This is a genomic window from Idiomarina sp. D18 (genome assembly GCF_057748155.1).
Window position 1 is genome coordinate 1768675 of record NZ_CM173240.1, and the last position, 17636, is coordinate 1786310.

General features: G+C 51.5%; 13 protein-coding genes and 2 tRNA genes. All 15 read right to left on the reverse strand.

Annotation, left to right across the window (positions count from 1 at the left end):
• Window positions 1–60: 60 nt before the first annotated feature.
• A complete protein-coding gene (locus tag AC3AP5_RS08580; RefSeq protein ID WP_487326514.1) occupies window positions 61–2238 on the reverse strand; it encodes a polysaccharide biosynthesis tyrosine autokinase in 2178 nt (725 codons plus the stop codon).
• A 19-nt stretch (window positions 2239–2257) separates the two neighbouring features.
• A complete protein-coding gene (locus tag AC3AP5_RS08585) occupies window positions 2258–2719 on the reverse strand; it encodes an arsenate reductase/protein-tyrosine-phosphatase family protein (protein WP_487326515.1) in 462 nt (153 codons plus the stop codon).
• A gap of 21 nt (window positions 2720–2740) precedes the next feature.
• Window positions 2741–3862, reverse strand: a complete 1122-nt coding sequence (locus AC3AP5_RS08590) for a polysaccharide export protein (RefSeq protein WP_487326516.1) — start codon at window positions 3860–3862, stop codon at window positions 2741–2743.
• Between the two features lie 393 nt (window positions 3863–4255).
• Window positions 4256–5089, reverse strand: coding sequence for an SDR family oxidoreductase (locus AC3AP5_RS08595; protein WP_487326517.1), 834 nt, complete (start codon window positions 5087–5089; stop codon window positions 4256–4258).
• A gap of 10 nt (window positions 5090–5099) precedes the next feature.
• Entirely contained in the window at window positions 5100–6542 is a 1443-nt protein-coding gene (locus AC3AP5_RS08600; RefSeq protein ID WP_487326518.1) for an FAD-dependent oxidoreductase, read from the reverse strand.
• Window positions 6542–11020, reverse strand: a complete 4479-nt coding sequence (gene gltB, locus AC3AP5_RS08605) for a glutamate synthase large subunit (RefSeq protein WP_487326519.1) — start codon at window positions 11018–11020, stop codon at window positions 6542–6544. The genes AC3AP5_RS08600 and gltB overlap by 1 nt, the downstream gene beginning before the upstream one ends.
• 74 nt (window positions 11021–11094) lie before the next feature.
• Entirely contained in the window at window positions 11095–12126 is a 1032-nt protein-coding gene (nadA, locus tag AC3AP5_RS08610) for a quinolinate synthase NadA (RefSeq protein WP_006954949.1), read from the reverse strand.
• Between the two features lie 165 nt (window positions 12127–12291).
• A tRNA-Lys gene (locus AC3AP5_RS08615) sits at window positions 12292–12367 on the reverse strand.
• Between the two features lie 92 nt (window positions 12368–12459).
• Window positions 12460–12535, reverse strand: a tRNA-Lys gene (locus AC3AP5_RS08620).
• Between the two features lie 136 nt (window positions 12536–12671).
• Window positions 12672–13457 carry a tol-pal system protein YbgF gene (gene ybgF / locus AC3AP5_RS08625; protein ID WP_286682056.1) on the reverse strand — a complete coding sequence of 262 codons (786 nt, stop codon included), beginning with the start codon at window positions 13455–13457 and terminating at the stop codon, window positions 12672–12674.
• Window positions 13458–13493: 36 nt separating this feature from the next.
• On the reverse strand, window positions 13494–14036 hold the full coding sequence (pal, locus tag AC3AP5_RS08630) for a peptidoglycan-associated lipoprotein Pal (RefSeq protein WP_006954945.1): 543 nt from the start codon (window positions 14034–14036) through the stop codon (window positions 13494–13496).
• Between the two features lie 150 nt (window positions 14037–14186).
• Complete coding sequence (gene tolB / locus AC3AP5_RS08635; RefSeq protein ID WP_272978164.1) at window positions 14187–15536, reverse strand: Tol-Pal system beta propeller repeat protein TolB; 1350 nt, start codon at window positions 15534–15536, stop codon at window positions 14187–14189.
• 14 nt (window positions 15537–15550) lie between these two features.
• Complete coding sequence (gene tolA / locus AC3AP5_RS08640; protein ID WP_487326520.1) at window positions 15551–16504, reverse strand: cell envelope integrity protein TolA; 954 nt, start codon at window positions 16502–16504, stop codon at window positions 15551–15553.
• A gap of 2 nt (window positions 16505–16506) precedes the next feature.
• On the reverse strand, window positions 16507–16935 hold the full coding sequence (tolR, locus tag AC3AP5_RS08645) for a protein TolR (protein WP_414653223.1): 429 nt from the start codon (window positions 16933–16935) through the stop codon (window positions 16507–16509).
• Entirely contained in the window at window positions 16932–17636 is a 705-nt protein-coding gene (gene tolQ / locus AC3AP5_RS08650; RefSeq protein WP_286682054.1) for a protein TolQ, read from the reverse strand. The genes tolR and tolQ overlap by 4 nt, the downstream gene beginning before the upstream one ends.

Here is a 17636-nt window from a genome sequence, read left to right on the forward strand (position 1 = left end):
TCGGGTCTTATGACCCGAGACAATCATTGATAACAGAGGTGTGCGAATAAAATAAGTTGGTTAATCGTTTTTAGATGTATATGCGTAGCCATACCCATAGTTGTAATAGCTACTTGCCTTGCGCTCGACCTTATTCAGTATGGTACCTTTTATCGTTACACCGTTTTGGTCAAATCGGCTTATGGTCGCCTCCACCTCTTTAACGGGATTCTGAGCAAAGCCGGTTACTAATAGATTTGTCCCCGTATAGCGACCAACAATGGCGGCATCAGTCACTGCTAATATCGGTGGTGTATCACAGAGTACGTAATCGTACTTGGCGCTCAGTTCATCCAACAGGTTTTTAAATCGCTCATGCATGAGTAACTCAGACGGGTTCGGCGGTGCCGTACCGCGGTTAATCGCATCCAGCCCCTCTACCTCGGTGCCTTTAATAAGCTGCTCGGTAGTGATTTCACCGGCTAAATAGTCAGAAAGCCCGTCCTCATTACCGGAGTGTAATAGCGCATGGAGATACCCGCGACGTAAGTCGACATCAATCACCACCACTTTTTTACCGGACTGTGCTAAAACGACCGCGAGGTTAGCGGTAATAAATGATTTACCCACCCCGGGACTCGGGCCTGAAATCATTAATATATTGTTTTTCGCTTCAAGCATGGCAAAGTGCAAGCTGGTACGTAAGCCACGTAAGGCTTCTACCGCTAAATCGGTCGGTTCAGCCACAGCCAGTAGCGGCACATAGCTAGGCACCGATTTACTGCTTCGGCCTTTGCGTTGTTTGGCAATTTGCTCCTCGAGTTTTAACTGCACATCCGACTTGGGCACGCTGGCATACACATTAATGCCCACTTCTTCAAGCTGCTCGGCACTTTCCACCCCTCGGTTAAATAGGGCTCGGACAAACACAAAGCCGACCGACACCATCCCGCCTAATAAGGTGGCTATCACTGCGATTAATGCCCTTTTCGGCGCTATGGGATCTGGTTGGACGACCGCCTCATCCAGTATCCGCACATTGCCCACTGTACCCGCTTTCATCACATTCAACTCTTGCATTCGGTTCAGCAACTGCAGGTAAATTTGTTGGTTCACCTCTACATCGCGGGTTAGGCGCAGCACTTCTTGTTGAGTCTCAGGCAATTCGCTAATCTGTTTAGTCAGCGCTTTTTTCTCGTTTTGCAGGCGCTCCTTTTGCTCTAACAGCGCTTGGTACTGAGGGTGTTGCTCGGTGTATAAACGGGCGAGTTCTGCCTCTTTAAAGCTGAGCTCATTGAGGCGCTTTTCATATTCAACCACCTGCTTAAGCATGCCTTCCGTTTCTAGGCTTAGGTCGACCGACTCATTGCTTAAGCGGTACTGGTTGAGCTTCTCTTCCGCTGCCGTCAGTTCCGCTTTAAGCTCAGGCAGTTGCTCTTGCACAAAATCCAGACTTTTTTGTGCCTCGGCGGCATTGCGGCGAATATTTTGCAGCATGTACTCATTGGTAATCGCATCTAAAACCCGTGCCGCCTGATCGCCGTCATGGTAGGCGATACTAGCCGTTAAAATGCCTGTCTTTCGACCCTTTTCACCCACCGCTAAACGCGCTTTCCAGTTATTAATGGCTTGCAAACGGCTGAGTTTGGTTAAATTAAAGGTTTGCGTATTGCTCGCTTGCGCCCGCGTAATTTCAAGTTGCCAGTCGCCCTGCTCGGCAAGTTCACCTATTTTACCTTTTAGTACCACCTCATCCTCAAAGGTAAGCTCATAGCGGTTGGCATCGCGTAATGTCAGCTGCGTGCCCTTACCTACCGCATATTGTGGCACCTTAAAGGTATTAATAGTGAGCTCATCGTTGCCCTCACTGCGGCGGGCTAAAAACTCACCCACAATCGGCATGTAGTCTGGTTGGCTGACGGTGGTTAAGTCGAGTTGGTCCACCACGGCGCCGATGACCATCCGCGAGGTCATAATCTGTATCTCGGTATCGGCTTCACTCTCCTGCGAGAACATGTCGGCCATATTCTCCGACAGAGCCGGCATACCCGAAGACTTTTTTTCCACCTGTAGCAGTGCATCGGCTTTATATATTGGCGTGGCGAGCAAGGCATACGCCACGCCGCCCAACATAAATAAAAACGTAATACCAATGATTAACCATTTGGCATCTAACAGCACACCGACTAGTCGGCGTAGATCAATCTCATCTTCGTTGTTGTTATGTGATGTATTAGAAGGTGGATTACGCTCACTCATTCAACTGTCCTACCGCGGGTTAATTTAATTTTTGAGTCCAGCTTGCGCTGGCTTGCTTGAGTTCATTAAACACTTGCTGATGGCTTTCTAAGCTCTTTTTATAGGGGTCGGCAATATCTTTGCCGGTGCCGCCCTCTGGGCGCGCCAGCCATTCGCCATAACGCATGAGTTTGCCCCGTGCTTGTGGGTAGCGCTCACTAATAATTTCTTTATGCCGCTGTTCCATCACCAGAATCAAGTCGTGGTTATTCACCAACTCGCTGGTGAGTTGTTGCGCTTGGTGGGGCACTAGGGTCATGCCACTGTCACGTGCCACCTGCGCCGCATCGTTATCAATGTCGTGGCCATTTAAGCCCGAACGCTCCGTCGCTACGCCAGCACTGGCAATGTGTTTGTGCGGCAGCGCTTGTTGTAGCAACTGTTCACCAATGGGGCTGCGGCAAATATTGCCGGTGCATACCACTAAAATTCGGTCAAACATAGTCGTCTCGTCGAGCCCGTATTAGTCTTGTAAATCACTGCGTGCGCGTGTCACGCTGTAAATCCCCGTCAATGACGGCAAGATCTGGCTCATCACACGGTTCCACCGTGCCACCGGCGCGGCGGTTACAAACACGATATCGCGAGGTTGCATCTCAAACTGCTCCGCCATCACCAATGCGGTGGCGTTGCTGGCATCGAGTTGGAACACCTGAGCCAATTTATCGCTATCTGGCTCAGGCTGGCGGATTACAAAAATGCCTGAGGCATCGGCGGTGGTATTGTATAGCCCCCCGGCATCGCTCAGCGCCTCGGCAAGGCTCATACCGTAGCGGCCCATCGGGTAGCTTTGGGGTTTACCCACTTCACCCAGGACAAACACTTTACGGAAGTCATTGCGGGCAATGTTGACGATATCGCCCGCCTGCAGGATCACGTTCTCTTGGGTGTTGCCCTGTTGATAGAGCTCGCGCAGTGAGTACTGCATCTCATCATCGCCGCGCTTAAGTATGACGTCGGTCCAATCCGCCATTTCGGTTAGACCACCACTTTGCGCGACGGCTTCAATCAGCGTGAGGGGTACGTTGCTAATGGGCAAGGTGCCCGGCTTTTTCACTTCACCGGTGACATAAACCCGTTGACTACGGAATGCCGCCACGGTGACGTCCACTTGTGGCTTTTCAATGTAGGTTGAGAGGCGTTCGGTGATCATATCGCGAATTTGTGTTACGCGTTTACCGGCAACTTCAAGCTTGCCTACGTAAGGATAAAAAATAGTGCCGTCGTTGTGTACCCAGTTACCCGCCTCAGCCGGACCGCGCATAGAGCCTGCCGGAATGGTGAGCTCGGGATGGTCCCAAACGGTAATATTTAAAATATCGCCGCGGCCCACGACGTAGTCATAATCTTGTCGTTGTTGCTCAAGCTGCGGATTGGGGAGTAATTCGGTGCGGGGTTGTTGCTGTTGGAGTTGGCTTAATAATTGTGGAGTGATGGGGTGAATATCCACGCGCTGATTCAGCTCCTCTTGCGAGAGCGGTTCGCCGCTGGCGTAGTCTTCATCACTGTCTAGGTGCGCGCCTGGCGCCCATGCACAACTCGATACCAATAAGGTGGTTGCAAAAATGGCTAGTAAACGTCTCATTTAGATTCCAACAGGTTATTTTGTTGTGATTTTAATCGCTCAGTGGCGCAAAGTTTATCACAGACTGACACAATATTAAGCACTGGTTTAGATGGTCCGACGATTGGACACGCTACCGCCCATGAGTTGCGGTCCCCAATCACCGTTACAGTTATTTGTTCAGTTACGAATTTTAACACGCCGTAAAACAGGCATGCGTCGACACGACTTTACGTCGCGACAGTACAGTATAGTTAGGTTATGTCCTACAAGGAAGAGCGGTATTAGACCAAACGCCGAATCTTTACGCAACAACAAATTTGTTACATTTACACTGTTTGAATATAAAATAACCGCTCTGCAAATATGAAGATAGTCATACGGCACGTTTTACGCATTTTTTACATGAATCGGCTATTCAGTGTGCGCCAACCCTTCTTTGTAAGTCGGGTACATTAACGTGTAGCCGGTGCTGCGTAATAACCGGTTACTGCAGCGTTTTGACCCACGCGGTCCGGGTCCTGGCTGCACCGGTTCGTTCAGTGTAATACCGGCTTGTTCGGCGAGGTATTGGTAGACTTGATACTGCTTTGAGGGCTGATCGTCCGACACTAAAAACATCCGGTGTCGATGCTGCGGAAAGCGCACCAAGTGGTATATAAAGCTCGCCACGTCATCTTGATGAATGCGGTTGGTCCAACTGTCACGCAAGGTGGCTTTGCCCGCTTGCAGCTGTTTGCGCATAAAGTCACGCCCCTCGCCATAAATACCGCTACACCGCAATATCGTTGAGGGTACGGGTAAGTCACGAATTAAGTACTCGGCTTGCAACAGCATTTTACCGGAGTCGGAGTCGGGGGCGGTGGGTGAGGATTCATCTACCCATTCACCTTCGTGCTGGCCGTACACGCCGGTACTGGACACATAAATCACGTAGGGAGAGTAATCGAGTTCACTGATGATCTGTTGTAAGTGTCGACACGGCACGACATAGCCTTGACGATACCCTTCTTCGGAGTATTCGCTGGGCGTTAATGTTACGACCACGAGATCGATTTTACCGTGCGCGTTAAACAAACCGCGCAGGTCTTGCTCGTTGCTGGCATCGGCACTGACGGTCTCAACACCGGGGATCAGTGGCTTGTCGTCGGGATGTCGGCACGCGCCAATCACATGATGCTGTTCGGCGACCATGAGACGGGCACTGCGTTGGGCGATATCGCCATAACCTAATAAGAGTATATTCATGGGCTTCATCTTAAAGATTATCTGCGGTGCTGTCCAAATAATCGAGAATACCTTCTGCCGCGGTACGGCCCTCGGCTATCGCTGTGACCACCAGGTCCGCACCGCGTACCATGTCGCCCCCGGAAAAAATCTTGGGATTACTGGTTTGCATGGCAAAACGACCCATGGCATCGGGCGTTGCGGTGGCAAGCACTGTGCCCCACTCGCTCAACTCGACCTGGTGTGCGTCGAGCCACTCGGGTGGATTCGGTTGATAGCCAAAGGCAATCAGCACAGCGGTTGCAGGCATGATAAATTCTGAATCGGGTACGGGTTGCGGACGCCGACGCCCTTGCTCATCGGGCTGACCCAGTTCGGTTTTGACCATTTTTACGCCCGCGACATGCCCCGCCTCGTCCGAAACTATCGCCAACGGCTGTAAATTAAATTCAAATTGCACGCCTTCCTCACGCGCATTTTGCACTTCGCGGCGCGAGCCGGGCATGTTGTGTTCATCGCGCCGATAAGCACACACGACCGAAGCCGCGCCCTGCCGGATGGATGTCCGCACGCAGTCCATCGCGGTATCGCCACCGCCCAACACGACGACCTGTTCATCTTTGACGTCAATTAACGGATAGTCGGGCATGGGGCTGTCGAGGAGTCGTTGGGTGTTGCCAATCAAAAACGGTAATGCCGGATAGACACCGGGGGTGTCCAAACCTTCAAGGCGCCCATCAAGCGCTTTATAGGTCCCCAAGCCTAAAAATACGGCGTCATTTTGTGTCATGATGTCGTCAAAACTAACGTCTTTTCCAACATCAACACCGAGTTTAAATTCGATGCCCATGCCACTGAAGATCTCGCGCCGTAGTTTCAGTACGTTTTTATCGAGCTTAAATGGTGGAATACCATAAGTGAGCAAGCCACCAATTTCGGGATAACGGTCATATACCACGGGTTTGATGCCGTTCCGCACCAGCACATCGGCACACGCAAGCCCGGCAGGACCGGCACCAATAATGGCGACTTTTTCGGTGCGTGCTTCCACCGCACTTAAATCGGGTCGCCAACCCTGAGCAAAGGCTTGGTCGACCATTTGCTTCTCGATGCTGCCAATGGTGACCGCACCAAAATCATCGTTGAGAGTACACGCGCCCTCACACAGCCTATCTTGCGGGCACACGCGTCCGCACACTTCGGGTAAGCTGTTGGTTTTGTGCATCAGCTCAGCGGCTTCAAATACTCGCCCCTCGTTCGCCAACTGCAACCATTGCGGAATGTAATTGTGCACGGGACACTTCCATTCACAATAGGGGTTGCCGCAATCCAGACAGCGATCGGCCTGACCTTGCAATTGCACATCGGTCATGGGTTCGTAGATTTCTTTAAATTCGATACGCCGCGATGCCACCGGTTGCTTGGGTGGGTCGATGCGCTGTACGTCTAAAAATTGATATACGTTTTTATTCATTACATCACCTGCACACGTAATTCGGCGGTCGAGCGGGCACGGTGCCCTAAAATCGAAGCCATATCGGCGGACTTAGGTTTTACGATGACGAACTCGTTGACCCGAGTATCGAATTCGGTCAACAGCATACGTGAGTACTCACTCTGTGTTGCTTCGTGATGTTCGTTGATGAGTCCGCGCAGATGTTCTTTTATGATGGGTTTATCCACGGCAACCGCTTCGACCAGCCCGGTGTTTAGACGGCGATGCAGATCACCGTGTTTGTCACGCAAATAAGCAAAGCCGCCGGTCATGCCCGCGCCAAAGTTAATTCCGCATTCACCTAGCACAACCACGATACCGCCGGTCATGTATTCGCAACCATGATCACCAATACCCTCAACCACGGCTGTTGCGCCTGAGTTACGTACCGCAAAACGTTCACCGGCACACCCCGCTGCATAGAGTTGTCCGCCGGTCGCGCCGTATAGGCAGGTGTTGCCCATAATGGTGGCGTCGTGACTGGCAAACGTGACACCGGGGCGCGGTCGAATGACAATGCGTCCACCCGCCATGCCTTTACCCACATAGTCGTTGGCATCGCCGGTGAGCTTGAGCTTAAGGCCGCCGGCGTTAAAGGCACCAAAGCTTTGTCCCGCGGTTCCTAAAAAGTCGAGCTGAATCGGGTGGCTTGCCATCCCCTGATTGCCATAGCGCTTAGCGATATAGCCGCTGAGGGTTGCGCCAACTGAGCGATCGTCGTTACGAATAGCCAGCGACCAGCTGCCGCCCTGCCGCTCATCGATCGCGGTTTGGGTGAGTGCCATCAAGCGTTGATTGAGTTCGCCTTTGTCATAGGGTGGATTGTTTTCAACACAGTATTTGGGGTGTTCCGAACGACTTCCTGCGGCGGCGAGCAGCGGTTCGAGGTCGATATGCTGCTGTCGTTGCGTGTCACCGGGCAAGCGCTCCAGCAAATCTACGCGGCCAATCGCATCGGTGATGCGGTTTAGACCAAGCTTGGCCAACCACTCGCGCACCTCTTCGGCGATAAACTCAAACAAGGTGACCACGCGTTCGGGTAAGCCTCGGAAGAATTCTTTGCGCAAGGTTTCGTCTTGCGTCGCGACACCGGTCGCGCAGTTATTTAGGTGACAGATACGTAAGTACTTACACCCCAACGCCACCATGGGGGCGGTCCCAAAGCCAAAGCTCTCGGCACCGAGAATGGCGGCTTTGACCACGTCGAGGCCAGTTTTTAAACCGCCATCGACTTGCAGACGAATTTTATGCCGTAGGTTATTTTCGACCAGCGCTTGATGGACTTCGGCTAGCCCCAGCTCCCACGGTGAACCGGCGTATTTGACCGACGTGAGTGGGCTCGCGCCGGTGCCACCGTCATAACCTGATACGGTAATGAGGTCGGCATAGGCTTTAGCAACGCCGGTGGCGATGGTACCAATCCCCGGTGTGGAAACGAGTTTAACCGAAACCAAAGCTGTTGGATTCACTTGCTTAAGATCGAAGATCAGCTGTGCGAGATCTTCAATGGAATAGATATCGTGATGCGGTGGCGGTGATATCAGTGTAGTCCCAGGCACCGCAAAGCGCAGCTGAGCAATTTCGGCGGTGACTTTTTCGCCCGGCAACTGGCCGCCCTCACCGGGCTTGGCACCTTGCGCGACTTTTATCTGGATAACATCGGCGTTGACCAGGTAGTGCGGTGTCACGCCAAATCTTCCCGATGCCACTTGTTTAATGCGTGAGTTTTTTGGGCTGTTAAAACGTTTGGGATCTTCACCGCCTTCGCCGGAGTTAGAATGCCCGCCAATTTGGTTCATGGCTTCGGCAAGTGCTTCATGCGCTTCGGCACTGAGTGCGCCAATTGACATCGCTGCGGTATCAAATCGTGGAAACAACGCTTCTCGAGGCTCGACCTGCTCGAGCGCGATGGGTTTCGCGGCGTTCGGGTTAAGCTTTAGTAGGTCACGAATATGCGCGACCGGACGTTCATTAACGTAGCGCTGATAGACGGCGTAGTCTTCGCGCTTGCCGCTCTTAACCGCCGCTTGCAGGGCTGTCACCACATCGGGGTTGTAGGCGTGATATTCTCCGCCATGTACGTATTTAAGCAGCCCCCCATGCGACAGTGGCTTGCGGTGTAACCAGGCGTGTTGGGCGATGCGCTGCAAATCTGTTTGAATGTCTTCAAAGCCGCTGCCATTGATACGCGCGGGTGCATTGATGAAGCACGCATCACGCACGTCTTGGTTAAGACCGACCGCTTCGAATAATGATGAGCCGCGGTAACCCGCTATGCTGGCGATGCCCATTTTTGAAAGAATTTTTAACAGCCCTTTGTTAAGACCTTGGCGGTAATTCATCACCGCTTGCTTCACATCCATGGTGAGCTTGCCTTGCTGCACCAGTTGCTCAACGCTCTCGTAAGCCAGGAACGGATACACCGCTGTTGCACCCAGCCCCAGTAGCACCGCCATGTGGTGCGGGTCACGGGCGGAGCCTGTCTCAACAATGATATTGGAATCACAACGTAACTGGGCTTTTACCAAGGCTTGTTGCACTGCCCCGACCGCCATCGGCGCGGGGATCACTAACTGGTCCTTGGTGAACTCCCGATCGCTGAGTATCACCATCACGCGCTGTTGGTTTTTCACCACATCAATGGCGGCTTCGACCACCTTCTGTAGCGCGGCTTGCAAGCTGTGCTCGGTGGGTTTAAATGCCAAACTTAAGGTGGCATGACCGTAGTGCTTATCGTCTAATTCGCGCAGTTGTTTTAAATCGGTGTACATTAAAATCGGTGATTCAAAGACCACACGGTCGGCATCGCCCGAGGCTTCACTAAATACGTTGTGCTCGCGCCCAATGATGGTCTCTAGCGACATGACATGGCGCTCTCGGATAGGGTCGATAGCGGGATTCGTCACCTGCGCAAATTGCTGACGAAAATAGTCGTACAACAAACGCGGCTGTTGCGATAATACCGCGGTTGGGGTGTCGTCGCCCATGGAGCCAACGGCTTCTTGTCCGTCTTTAGCCAGCACCGCCACGACTTGCTGAAGCTCCTCTCGGGTGTATAAAAAGGTTTTGTGGAACACTTGCATGGTGCGGTCATCGTACAGCCGCTGACCAATTTTATCGGCACTGCATCGGTCAAAGGGTACCAAGCGACGTCGGTGCTCAGTCAGCCATTGACGATACGGCTGGCGGCTCTTTAAATCAGCTTCGATTTCACCGTTATGCCAAATACGGCCGGTGTAGGTATCTACCGCCATCATTTGGCCGGGACCGAGGCGCCCTTTTTCTTGTACGTCGTGTTCGTCGTAATCCCAAATACCGACTTCTGAGGCGATCGTGAGGATCCCGTGCTTCGTCAGTACGTATCGCGCGGGGCGTAAACCGTTACGATCGAGGCTACAGGCAACATGACGTCCGTTACTCATGACCACACCTGCCGGGCCATCCCACGGCTCCATGTGCAGCGCATTAAATTCGTAAAAGGCACGCATATCGTCACTCATGGTGCTATCGCCCTGCCATGCCGGTGGGATGAGCAGCCGCATGGCGCGAAATAGATCCATGCCGCCAGCAAGCAACAGCTCTAGCATATTATCGAGCGATGCGCTGTCGGAGCCACTTTGACCCACCAAGGGTGCCGCTTGCTGTAGGTCGGGCAGTAACGGGCTGTGAAATTTGTATAGGCGCGCTTGTGCCCACTGGCGATTGCCGCGAATGGTATTAATCTCGCCGTTATGGGCAAGAAAACGAAACGGTTGTGCTAAACGCCAACGCGGTTGTGTATTGGTGGAGAAGCGCTGGTGGAATACGCAAATAGCGGTTTTTAACGCGGGGTTGGCGAGATCGGGATAATAGCGCGGTAAATCACCTGCCATCATCAGACCTTTGTAGACCAATAAGAGGCTCGACATTGAGCAGATATAGAGTTCATCGGCGCTGAATACGCCTTGCTCTACTTTTTGCTCGACCCGTCGACGTGCCATGTAGAGACGTCGTTCAATGTCCTTTTTACGCCAACCGGTCGGCGCGCTGATGAGCACTTGTTCGATTTTGGGTTCGGCGGCTTTTGCGGCGTTACCCAATACGGTGTCATCTACTGGGACTTTACGCCAACCGACGATACTTAACGTCTCTTTTTGTAGTTCTTGCTCTATTAAATGACGTGCAGCTTCGCGTTTGTCCGAGTTGCGTGAGAAAAACACCATGCCCACGGCGAATTTTTTGCCAAGATTCCACCCTTGTTGCTCGGCGTACTCACGAAAGAACTGTTCTGGGATTTGTAGCAGCAAGCCACAGCCGTCTCCGGTCTTGCCGTCGGCACCGATACCGCCACGGTGCTGCATTCGGTCAAGCCCTTGTACAGCGGTGCTGATGAGATCATGGCGAGCATCACCTTCGATGCTCGCGATTAGGCCGAATCCGCAATTATCACGGACGTCATCGGCGTGATACAGACGCATGATATCTCCACGAATAGTTATTCAGTGGAACTACATTATCATGCAGATTTTAACTTGTATATTCGCTTTTTATGCTACTTCTTGAATGCGAGCATTCTATCAAGCGGGATCATCGCCTCTTTCGCGAGCTGCGGATCAACATGAATCTCATGCTGTTCGCCGCCGTGTTCAAGGGCTTCGGCAATTGCGACTAAGCCGTTCATTGCCATCCACGGACAGTGGGCACAACTACGACAAGTCGCACCGTTACCCGCGGTAGGTGCTTCTAAAAATGTCTTGTTAGGTTGCAACTGCTGCATTTTGTAGAAGATGCCGCGGTCGGTTGCCACGATAAAGGTTTCGTTTGGCAAGGTTTGGCTGGCTTTAATCAACTGTGAGGTTGAGCCAACCGCATCCGCCATCTCAACAATGTTCTGCGGTGATTCGGGGTGAACCAAGATCGCTGCTTCTGGATGAAGCTTTTTCATGTCGCGCAGTGCTTTGGCTTTAAACTCATCGTGTACTACACACGCACCTTGCCACATCACCATATCGGCACCGGTTTGCTTTTGGATATAGCTACCGAGGTGGCGGTCCGGTCCCCAGAGGATTTTCTCGCCTTGGCTGTCGAGGTGCTCGACTAACTCAAGTGCCATACTTGAGGTGACAACCCAATCGGCGCGTGCTTTAACCGCCGCAGACGTGTTGGCGTACACCACTACGGTGCGGTCTGGGTGCTGGTCACAGAACTCGGCGAATTTATCCGGCGGACAGCCTAAGTCAAGTGAACACTCGGCTTTGAGTGTGGGCATTAAGACGGTTTTGTGGGGTGTGAGAATTTTTGCTGTCTCACCCATGAAACGTACACCGGCAACAATCAAGGTGTCGGCATCGTGGTCACGACCAAAGCGCGCCATTTCTAAAGAATCCGCGACACACCCGCCCGTCTCCTCGGCAAGCGCCTGGATTTCGGGATCGGTGTAATAATGCGCGACGAGTACTGCGTTGTTGTCTTGCAGTAATTGTTTTATGCGCGCTTTGTATTCCGCCTTTTGCTCATCCGTTAAGGGTTTGGGCTTAGGTGGAAATGCGTAATCTAAGTTATCGACGGTTTGAATAGCTGACATGATGTTACTTCGTTTGGATGTTCGTTTTATATACGTATGTGTGATTATATCGGATTTCAAGGGTGGCGGCTAATATGTTGGGTGTTCTGGGGTATCGGGGATGATCTTTTCTTGCGCAGGATGCGCAAGGTACGTCAGTGCGGCGAAAGCGCGAGGTAAAAGAGGTGGTGGGTTGTGCAGGATTCGAACCTGCGACCAATTGATTAAAAGTCAACTGCTCTACCAACTGAGCTAACAACCCATTTTTTTTCTTGCGCAGAATGCGCAAGCTACAACAGAATGCGCAAGGTACGTCGGTGCGAAAAAAGCGCCGAAGGCGCGAGGCAGAAGAAGTGGTGGGTTGTGCAGGATTCGAACCTGCGACCAATTGATTAAAAGTCAACTGCTCTACCAACTGAGCTAACAACCCACTTTCTGGCACTGCCTTCCGCTGCCATTTGTCCTTGGCAACGGCGGCATAGTTTACTTAAATAACGCTGTGATGCAACTGATAATTTCAGTTTTTTGTCTGACTGCTTACAATTCGATCAGTTGTTGGACCGATGTTACAGGTTAGACAGGCGTTGCTTCGCCAAATTCGCTTCGGTACTGTCCGAGTATTCGGTCAATACTTGTTGGTAGAACGTCTTGGCATCGGCGGTTTTGCCCTGCTCTGCTGCGATAACACCGAGCTTTAACAAGCAGTCTGCGCGCTTGTTGCTGTCGGGGTAGTTATCCACCACTTGTTTAAAGTGGTCGTGCGCTTTTTGGTATTCTTGCTGCGCATACAGCAACTGACCTAACCAGTAATGTGCGTTGGGCACGTACGTTGAGTTTGGAAAGTTTTGCAAAAACGACTCGAATGCGGGTATCGCGGCATCGTAGCGTTTATCCTCAAGCACGAGTGCAATCGCTTTATCATACGCATCATTTTCGCTCATATTGGCGCTGTAGCCGTTATTTCCGCTACTTGATGCGTTACTCGCACCTTCGTTAGAGGTCGGCACGGTTTGCATATCGTTCATGCTGTACGATGCTCCGCCCCCTTGTTGCTTAAACTGACTAAAGCGACGGTCGATCTCTTGATAGATTTCGCGTTGACGCTCAAGTAGTTGCTCAAGGCGATACTCATGCTCTTCGGTAATCCCCCGTAGCTCTGCAACGTCTTGTTGCAAAGAAGAAAGGGTATTGAGCATTTCGAGCTGAGCGCCTTGGCGTGCATCAAGCATGCGCTCGATGGTGGCTAGACGTTGCTCAAGTGAACTGGCTGATTGATTTAGGCTGGACACTGGTGCCTGCGCCATAGCGGCGGCAGGCATCAGTAGACAGATAGCCAACAATGATTTTTTCATGAACTATCCGTTATTTAGTTAAACGTCGAATGGCGATTAGTAAACCAATACTGCGCGACGGTTTTTAGCGTACGCACGTTCGTTCGAAGCGTTAACTAACGGCTTCTCTTCGCCATAAGAAACAGTTGAGATTTGTGAATCTTGAACACCTAAGTTCACAAGGTAGTCTTCAACCGCTTTAGCACGACGCTCGCCCAATGCGATGTTGTACTCTGGCGTACCGCGCTCGTCGGCGTGACCTTCGATAACGATAGTAACGTTCGGATTCTTGACTAAGTAGTCAGCATGAGCGGCTAGCAACTCTGCGTACTCAGACTGAACGCTTGAACGGTCAAATGCAAAGTAGATAATGTGCTCTTTGCGCAGCGCTTCCATTTGCTCTTCACGCACTTCTTCAGGAGTTTTAGCACGGTCAGCAGCACCGACTTGAACGCCTGATTGAGAACCTGATTCAGTGGTTTGGCCGGTTTCTTGGCCTGAACCCATGCCTGAGTCAGTTGTTGATGTAGAGCTACATGCGGCTAAAGTTGCCATTGGAACGGCAATCGCCAGAGCTTTTAATAATTTGTTGAGCTGCATCCTAATGATCCTTATCGTTATCCAGTTGATCAAACCGTTCGGTTTACTAAACTTTTTTGGTTAAAACGTTTTTGGTTAATACGTTGTCTTATTGAAAATTGCACAATTTTGCGCACCTTTTCATAACTTATATAGCACTTTTACAAGCACTTACATAAATGGCGACCACGATGGCGATTTCACCTCGCCGCTACTTGCCGGTAAACGCGCTTTAAAACGCCCGTCTGTCGACACTAACGCTAACACTTGTTTGTTATTGTGGGTAGTGCTGTAAATCACCATACTGCCATTTGGCGCCACGCTAGGCGACTCATCCAATGCTGTGCGAGTTAACACTTGCATTGTACCCCGCGGAAACTCCTGCCGCGCGATGTGATAGTTACCGTTAGTGCGGTTCACTAAAATCATCGAATCACCCGATGGCATGACCGTGCCACCTAGGTTTTGCTCACCCTCAAAGGTTAAGCGGCGCACGTCACCTGACGATAAATTTACGCTATATAACTGCGGTCTTCCACCTCTTTCTGAAGTGAAGACAATAGAGCGACCATCAGGTGTCCAACTTGGCTCAGTGTCAATCGTACGATTACGCGTCAAACGTTGCAAGTTTTTGGTCTTAAGATCCATGACATACAACTCAGGATTGCCATCTTTTGACAATACCATGGCCATTTTGTCGCCTTTTGGAGAAAAAACGGGACTCCCGTTGATACCAGGGAACGAGGTGACTTTCTCGCGCCGCGTGGTGTAGATATCTTGCACAAAGATTTCTGGTCGTTTGTTTTCGAAGCTTACGTACGCCAGCTTATTACCGTCCGGTGACCACGAAGGTGACATGAGCGGCTCAGGGCTACGCAGTAATACTTTCTCGTTCGCACCATCATAGTCGGCGACTAAGAGTTTATAGGGATATTGGTCGTCTTGATTCACGGTGACGTAGGCAATCCGTGTCATGAAGGCGCCTTTCTCACCCGTCAGCGCTTCGTACACTACGTCTGAAATACGATGCGAGTACTGGCGGAACTGATTGCCATCAATCACGGAACTGCGCGCATCGAGGATATGGTCATTGCTTTGCACTAACTGACCATTCTTAAGCATTTGCGCGTTACCGCCGGTGATTTGACCTCGCAGTACGTCAACGAGCTGGAACTTCACCATGTATCGGTCGACCGAATATGGTTCAACAGTCCCCATCAGCACGGCTTCGACGCCCATTTTCGCCCAGGCTGCGTAATCGAGATCTTCATCACTTGCCGGATACTGCGGCATCGCAGACTGTGGAATCGGGTTAAATTTACCGCTGCGGGTTAAGTCCGCCGCAATTACCTCAGTAAGGTTGCCGGGCGCTTCGCCTTCGCCCAACCATTTAAAGGGCACAACGCCAATCGGGCGCGCACTGTCGATACCTTCGGTAATGACAATTTCTAACACCCCGGCTCGAGCGGTCGACGTGACTGCCATAACTAAGATACAGATATTTAATAACAGCTTTTTCATGGTTCACCTTACGTTTATAACTGCGGTTTAACCGTTAGTTTAATGGTACTCATTTGTTGGTAGACTTCGGGATCCTCTGACACCGGTAACGTGGTCGCTTTTAATACCGCATTTTCGGCTGAGCGACAAACGGCGGGGTCACCCGCACCGGTGGTGACGGATTTAACAAAGCCACTAGGCGCCAAACTAATGGTCAGCTCGCACGACTTGCCCGACATCGAATCGTCTACGTTCCAATTGCGCTGAATAGTTTGCTGGATCAACGCTTGGTATTTTTCTAGCTCGCTCAATACTTGGCGACGACGAGCCGCTGAACGACGTTGACGTTCTTCTTCCATTTCTTTTTGCAGCTGCGCCTCGCGCTCGGCTGCTAAGCGACGTTGACGCTCTTCTTCTTCGCGCCGCTTACGTTCTTCCTCGGCTTTACGCGCCGCCTCTTCTGCTGCTGCCTTTTTGCGTGCGGCTTCTTCTGCCTCACGTTCTGCTTGCGCGCGACGCTCCGCAGCTTGCTTAGCGGCTTGTTCTTCTTTGCGACGTTGCTCCGCCAATTGCTCCGCTTCTTTTTTGGCTTGTTGCGCACGCTTACGTGCCTCCGCCGCTTGTTGCTCTTCTTGCTTTTGCTGTTCAGCAATTTGCTCTAAGCGCTGTTGCTCACGTTCGCGCGCTTTACGTGCTTCTGCTGCTTTACGCTCCAGTTCTTGGATGCGCTGTTGTTCGGCGCGCCGCTCAGCGGCTTTCTGATCCTTAATCCGCTGCACCTGACGTTCGACCGCCGCCTTATCGACCGAAACAGCATTCACAATTTCCTCGGGCTTGGGGTTCATCTCGCTCTGCTCGAGATTCACTTCCATCGGCGTTGGTGTGGGCGAGGAAAACTCAAAGCTCACCAGCAATACCACCGCTATCGCGACGTGAATGCCTATTGAGTAGATTAACGGTAACTTAAAACTCTCTGCTGATTTTGCCACAACTATTTATCCGCTGAATCTGTCATAAGCCCAACTGAGGGTACGCCAGCACGTTGCAGCAGTACCATCAATTGCACAATTTGATTGTAAGACACCGCCCCATCGCCGTTCACCATCACCGGTGTTTCGGGCTCTACCTGTAAATGCGCAGCGACCAAGGTGGCGACTTCATCTGCGCTGATCGGCACATCCGGATCGGTGCCTTGATTCAAGTAGTAATTGCCTTCGGCATCGACCGAAGCGACCAACGGTGGGTTGGTATCTTTCGCTAATGGTTCGGCGGTTGCTTTAGGTAATTCAACCTTAACCCCTTGGGTAATCAGTGGTGCCGTCACCATAAAAATGATCAGCAACACCAACATCACGTCGATGTAGGGCACCACGTTGATTTCTGCGACCGGCTTGCGGCGCTTACGTGGCATCACCATCATAGTGCGTCACCTTTTACAGTTTTACCGTTAGACAAGCTCTGGCGTTGTAAAATTGCGACAAACTCATCGATAAAGTTCATGTACTGGTTATCGACTTTCTCAACACGATTGGTAAACCGGTTATAAGCAATTACCGCTGGGATGGCGGCAAATAGACCCATTGCTGTTGCGATAAGCGCTTCGGCGATACCCGGCGCAACCATCGCGAGCGTCGCTTGTTTTACAGCGCCGAGTGCGATAAACGCGTTCATAATACCCCATACGGTACCGAACAAGCCGATATACGGACTGATAGAACCAATCGTTGCGAGGATACCGAGGTTAGCGTCGAGTTTTTCCAACTCTCGGGCGTGGGCAACGCGCATGGCACGGAAAGCGCCTTCGACGCGTGTTTGTGAGTCGGCATTGTCGTGATTACTGAGCCGCGCGAATTCTTTAAAGCCGGCATGAAACAGCAGCTCCATGCCACGACTGTTCTTCGCACGAGCAGAAATTTCCTGATACAAGCGAGCAAGGTCGACACCCGACCAAAAGCGATCTTCAAATTTGAGCGCATCGCTGTGTGCTTGCCCGATGACTTTCTTGCGCTGAAAAATCAGTACCCAGCCCCATACGGACATTGCTAACAGCATCAGCATGACCAACTTAACTAATAAACTGGCCTGCAAAAACAAATCAATAAAGGACAATTCTGCTTCCAC

Bases quoted from the DNA above. Each gene is read 5' to 3' on its own strand.
- AC3AP5_RS08580 (WP_487326514.1), bottom strand. From the start codon at position 2,238: ATGAGTGAGCGTAATCCACCTTCTAATACATCACATAACAACAACGAA.
- AC3AP5_RS08585 (WP_487326515.1), bottom strand. From the start codon at position 2,719: ATGTTTGACCGAATTTTAGTGGTATGCACCGGCAATATTTGCCGCAGC.
- AC3AP5_RS08590 (WP_487326516.1), bottom strand. From the start codon at position 3,862: ATGAGACGTTTACTAGCCATTTTTGCAACCACCTTATTGGTATCGAGT.
- AC3AP5_RS08595 (WP_487326517.1), bottom strand. From the start codon at position 5,089: ATGAATATACTCTTATTAGGTTATGGCGATATCGCCCAACGCAGTGCC.
- AC3AP5_RS08600 (WP_487326518.1), bottom strand. From the start codon at position 6,542: ATGAATAAAAACGTATATCAATTTTTAGACGTACAGCGCATCGACCCA.
- gltB (WP_487326519.1), bottom strand. From the start codon at position 11,020: ATGCGTCTGTATCACGCCGATGACGTCCGTGATAATTGCGGATTCGGC.
- nadA (WP_006954949.1), bottom strand. From the start codon at position 12,126: ATGTCAGCTATTCAAACCGTCGATAACTTAGATTACGCATTTCCACCT.
- ybgF (WP_286682056.1), bottom strand. From the start codon at position 13,457: ATGAAAAAATCATTGTTGGCTATCTGTCTACTGATGCCTGCCGCCGCT.
- pal (WP_006954945.1), bottom strand. From the start codon at position 14,036: ATGCAGCTCAACAAATTATTAAAAGCTCTGGCGATTGCCGTTCCAATG.
- tolB (WP_272978164.1), bottom strand. From the start codon at position 15,536: ATGAAAAAGCTGTTATTAAATATCTGTATCTTAGTTATGGCAGTCACG.
- tolR (WP_414653223.1), bottom strand. From the start codon at position 16,935: ATGATGGTGATGCCACGTAAGCGCCGCAAGCCGGTCGCAGAAATCAAC.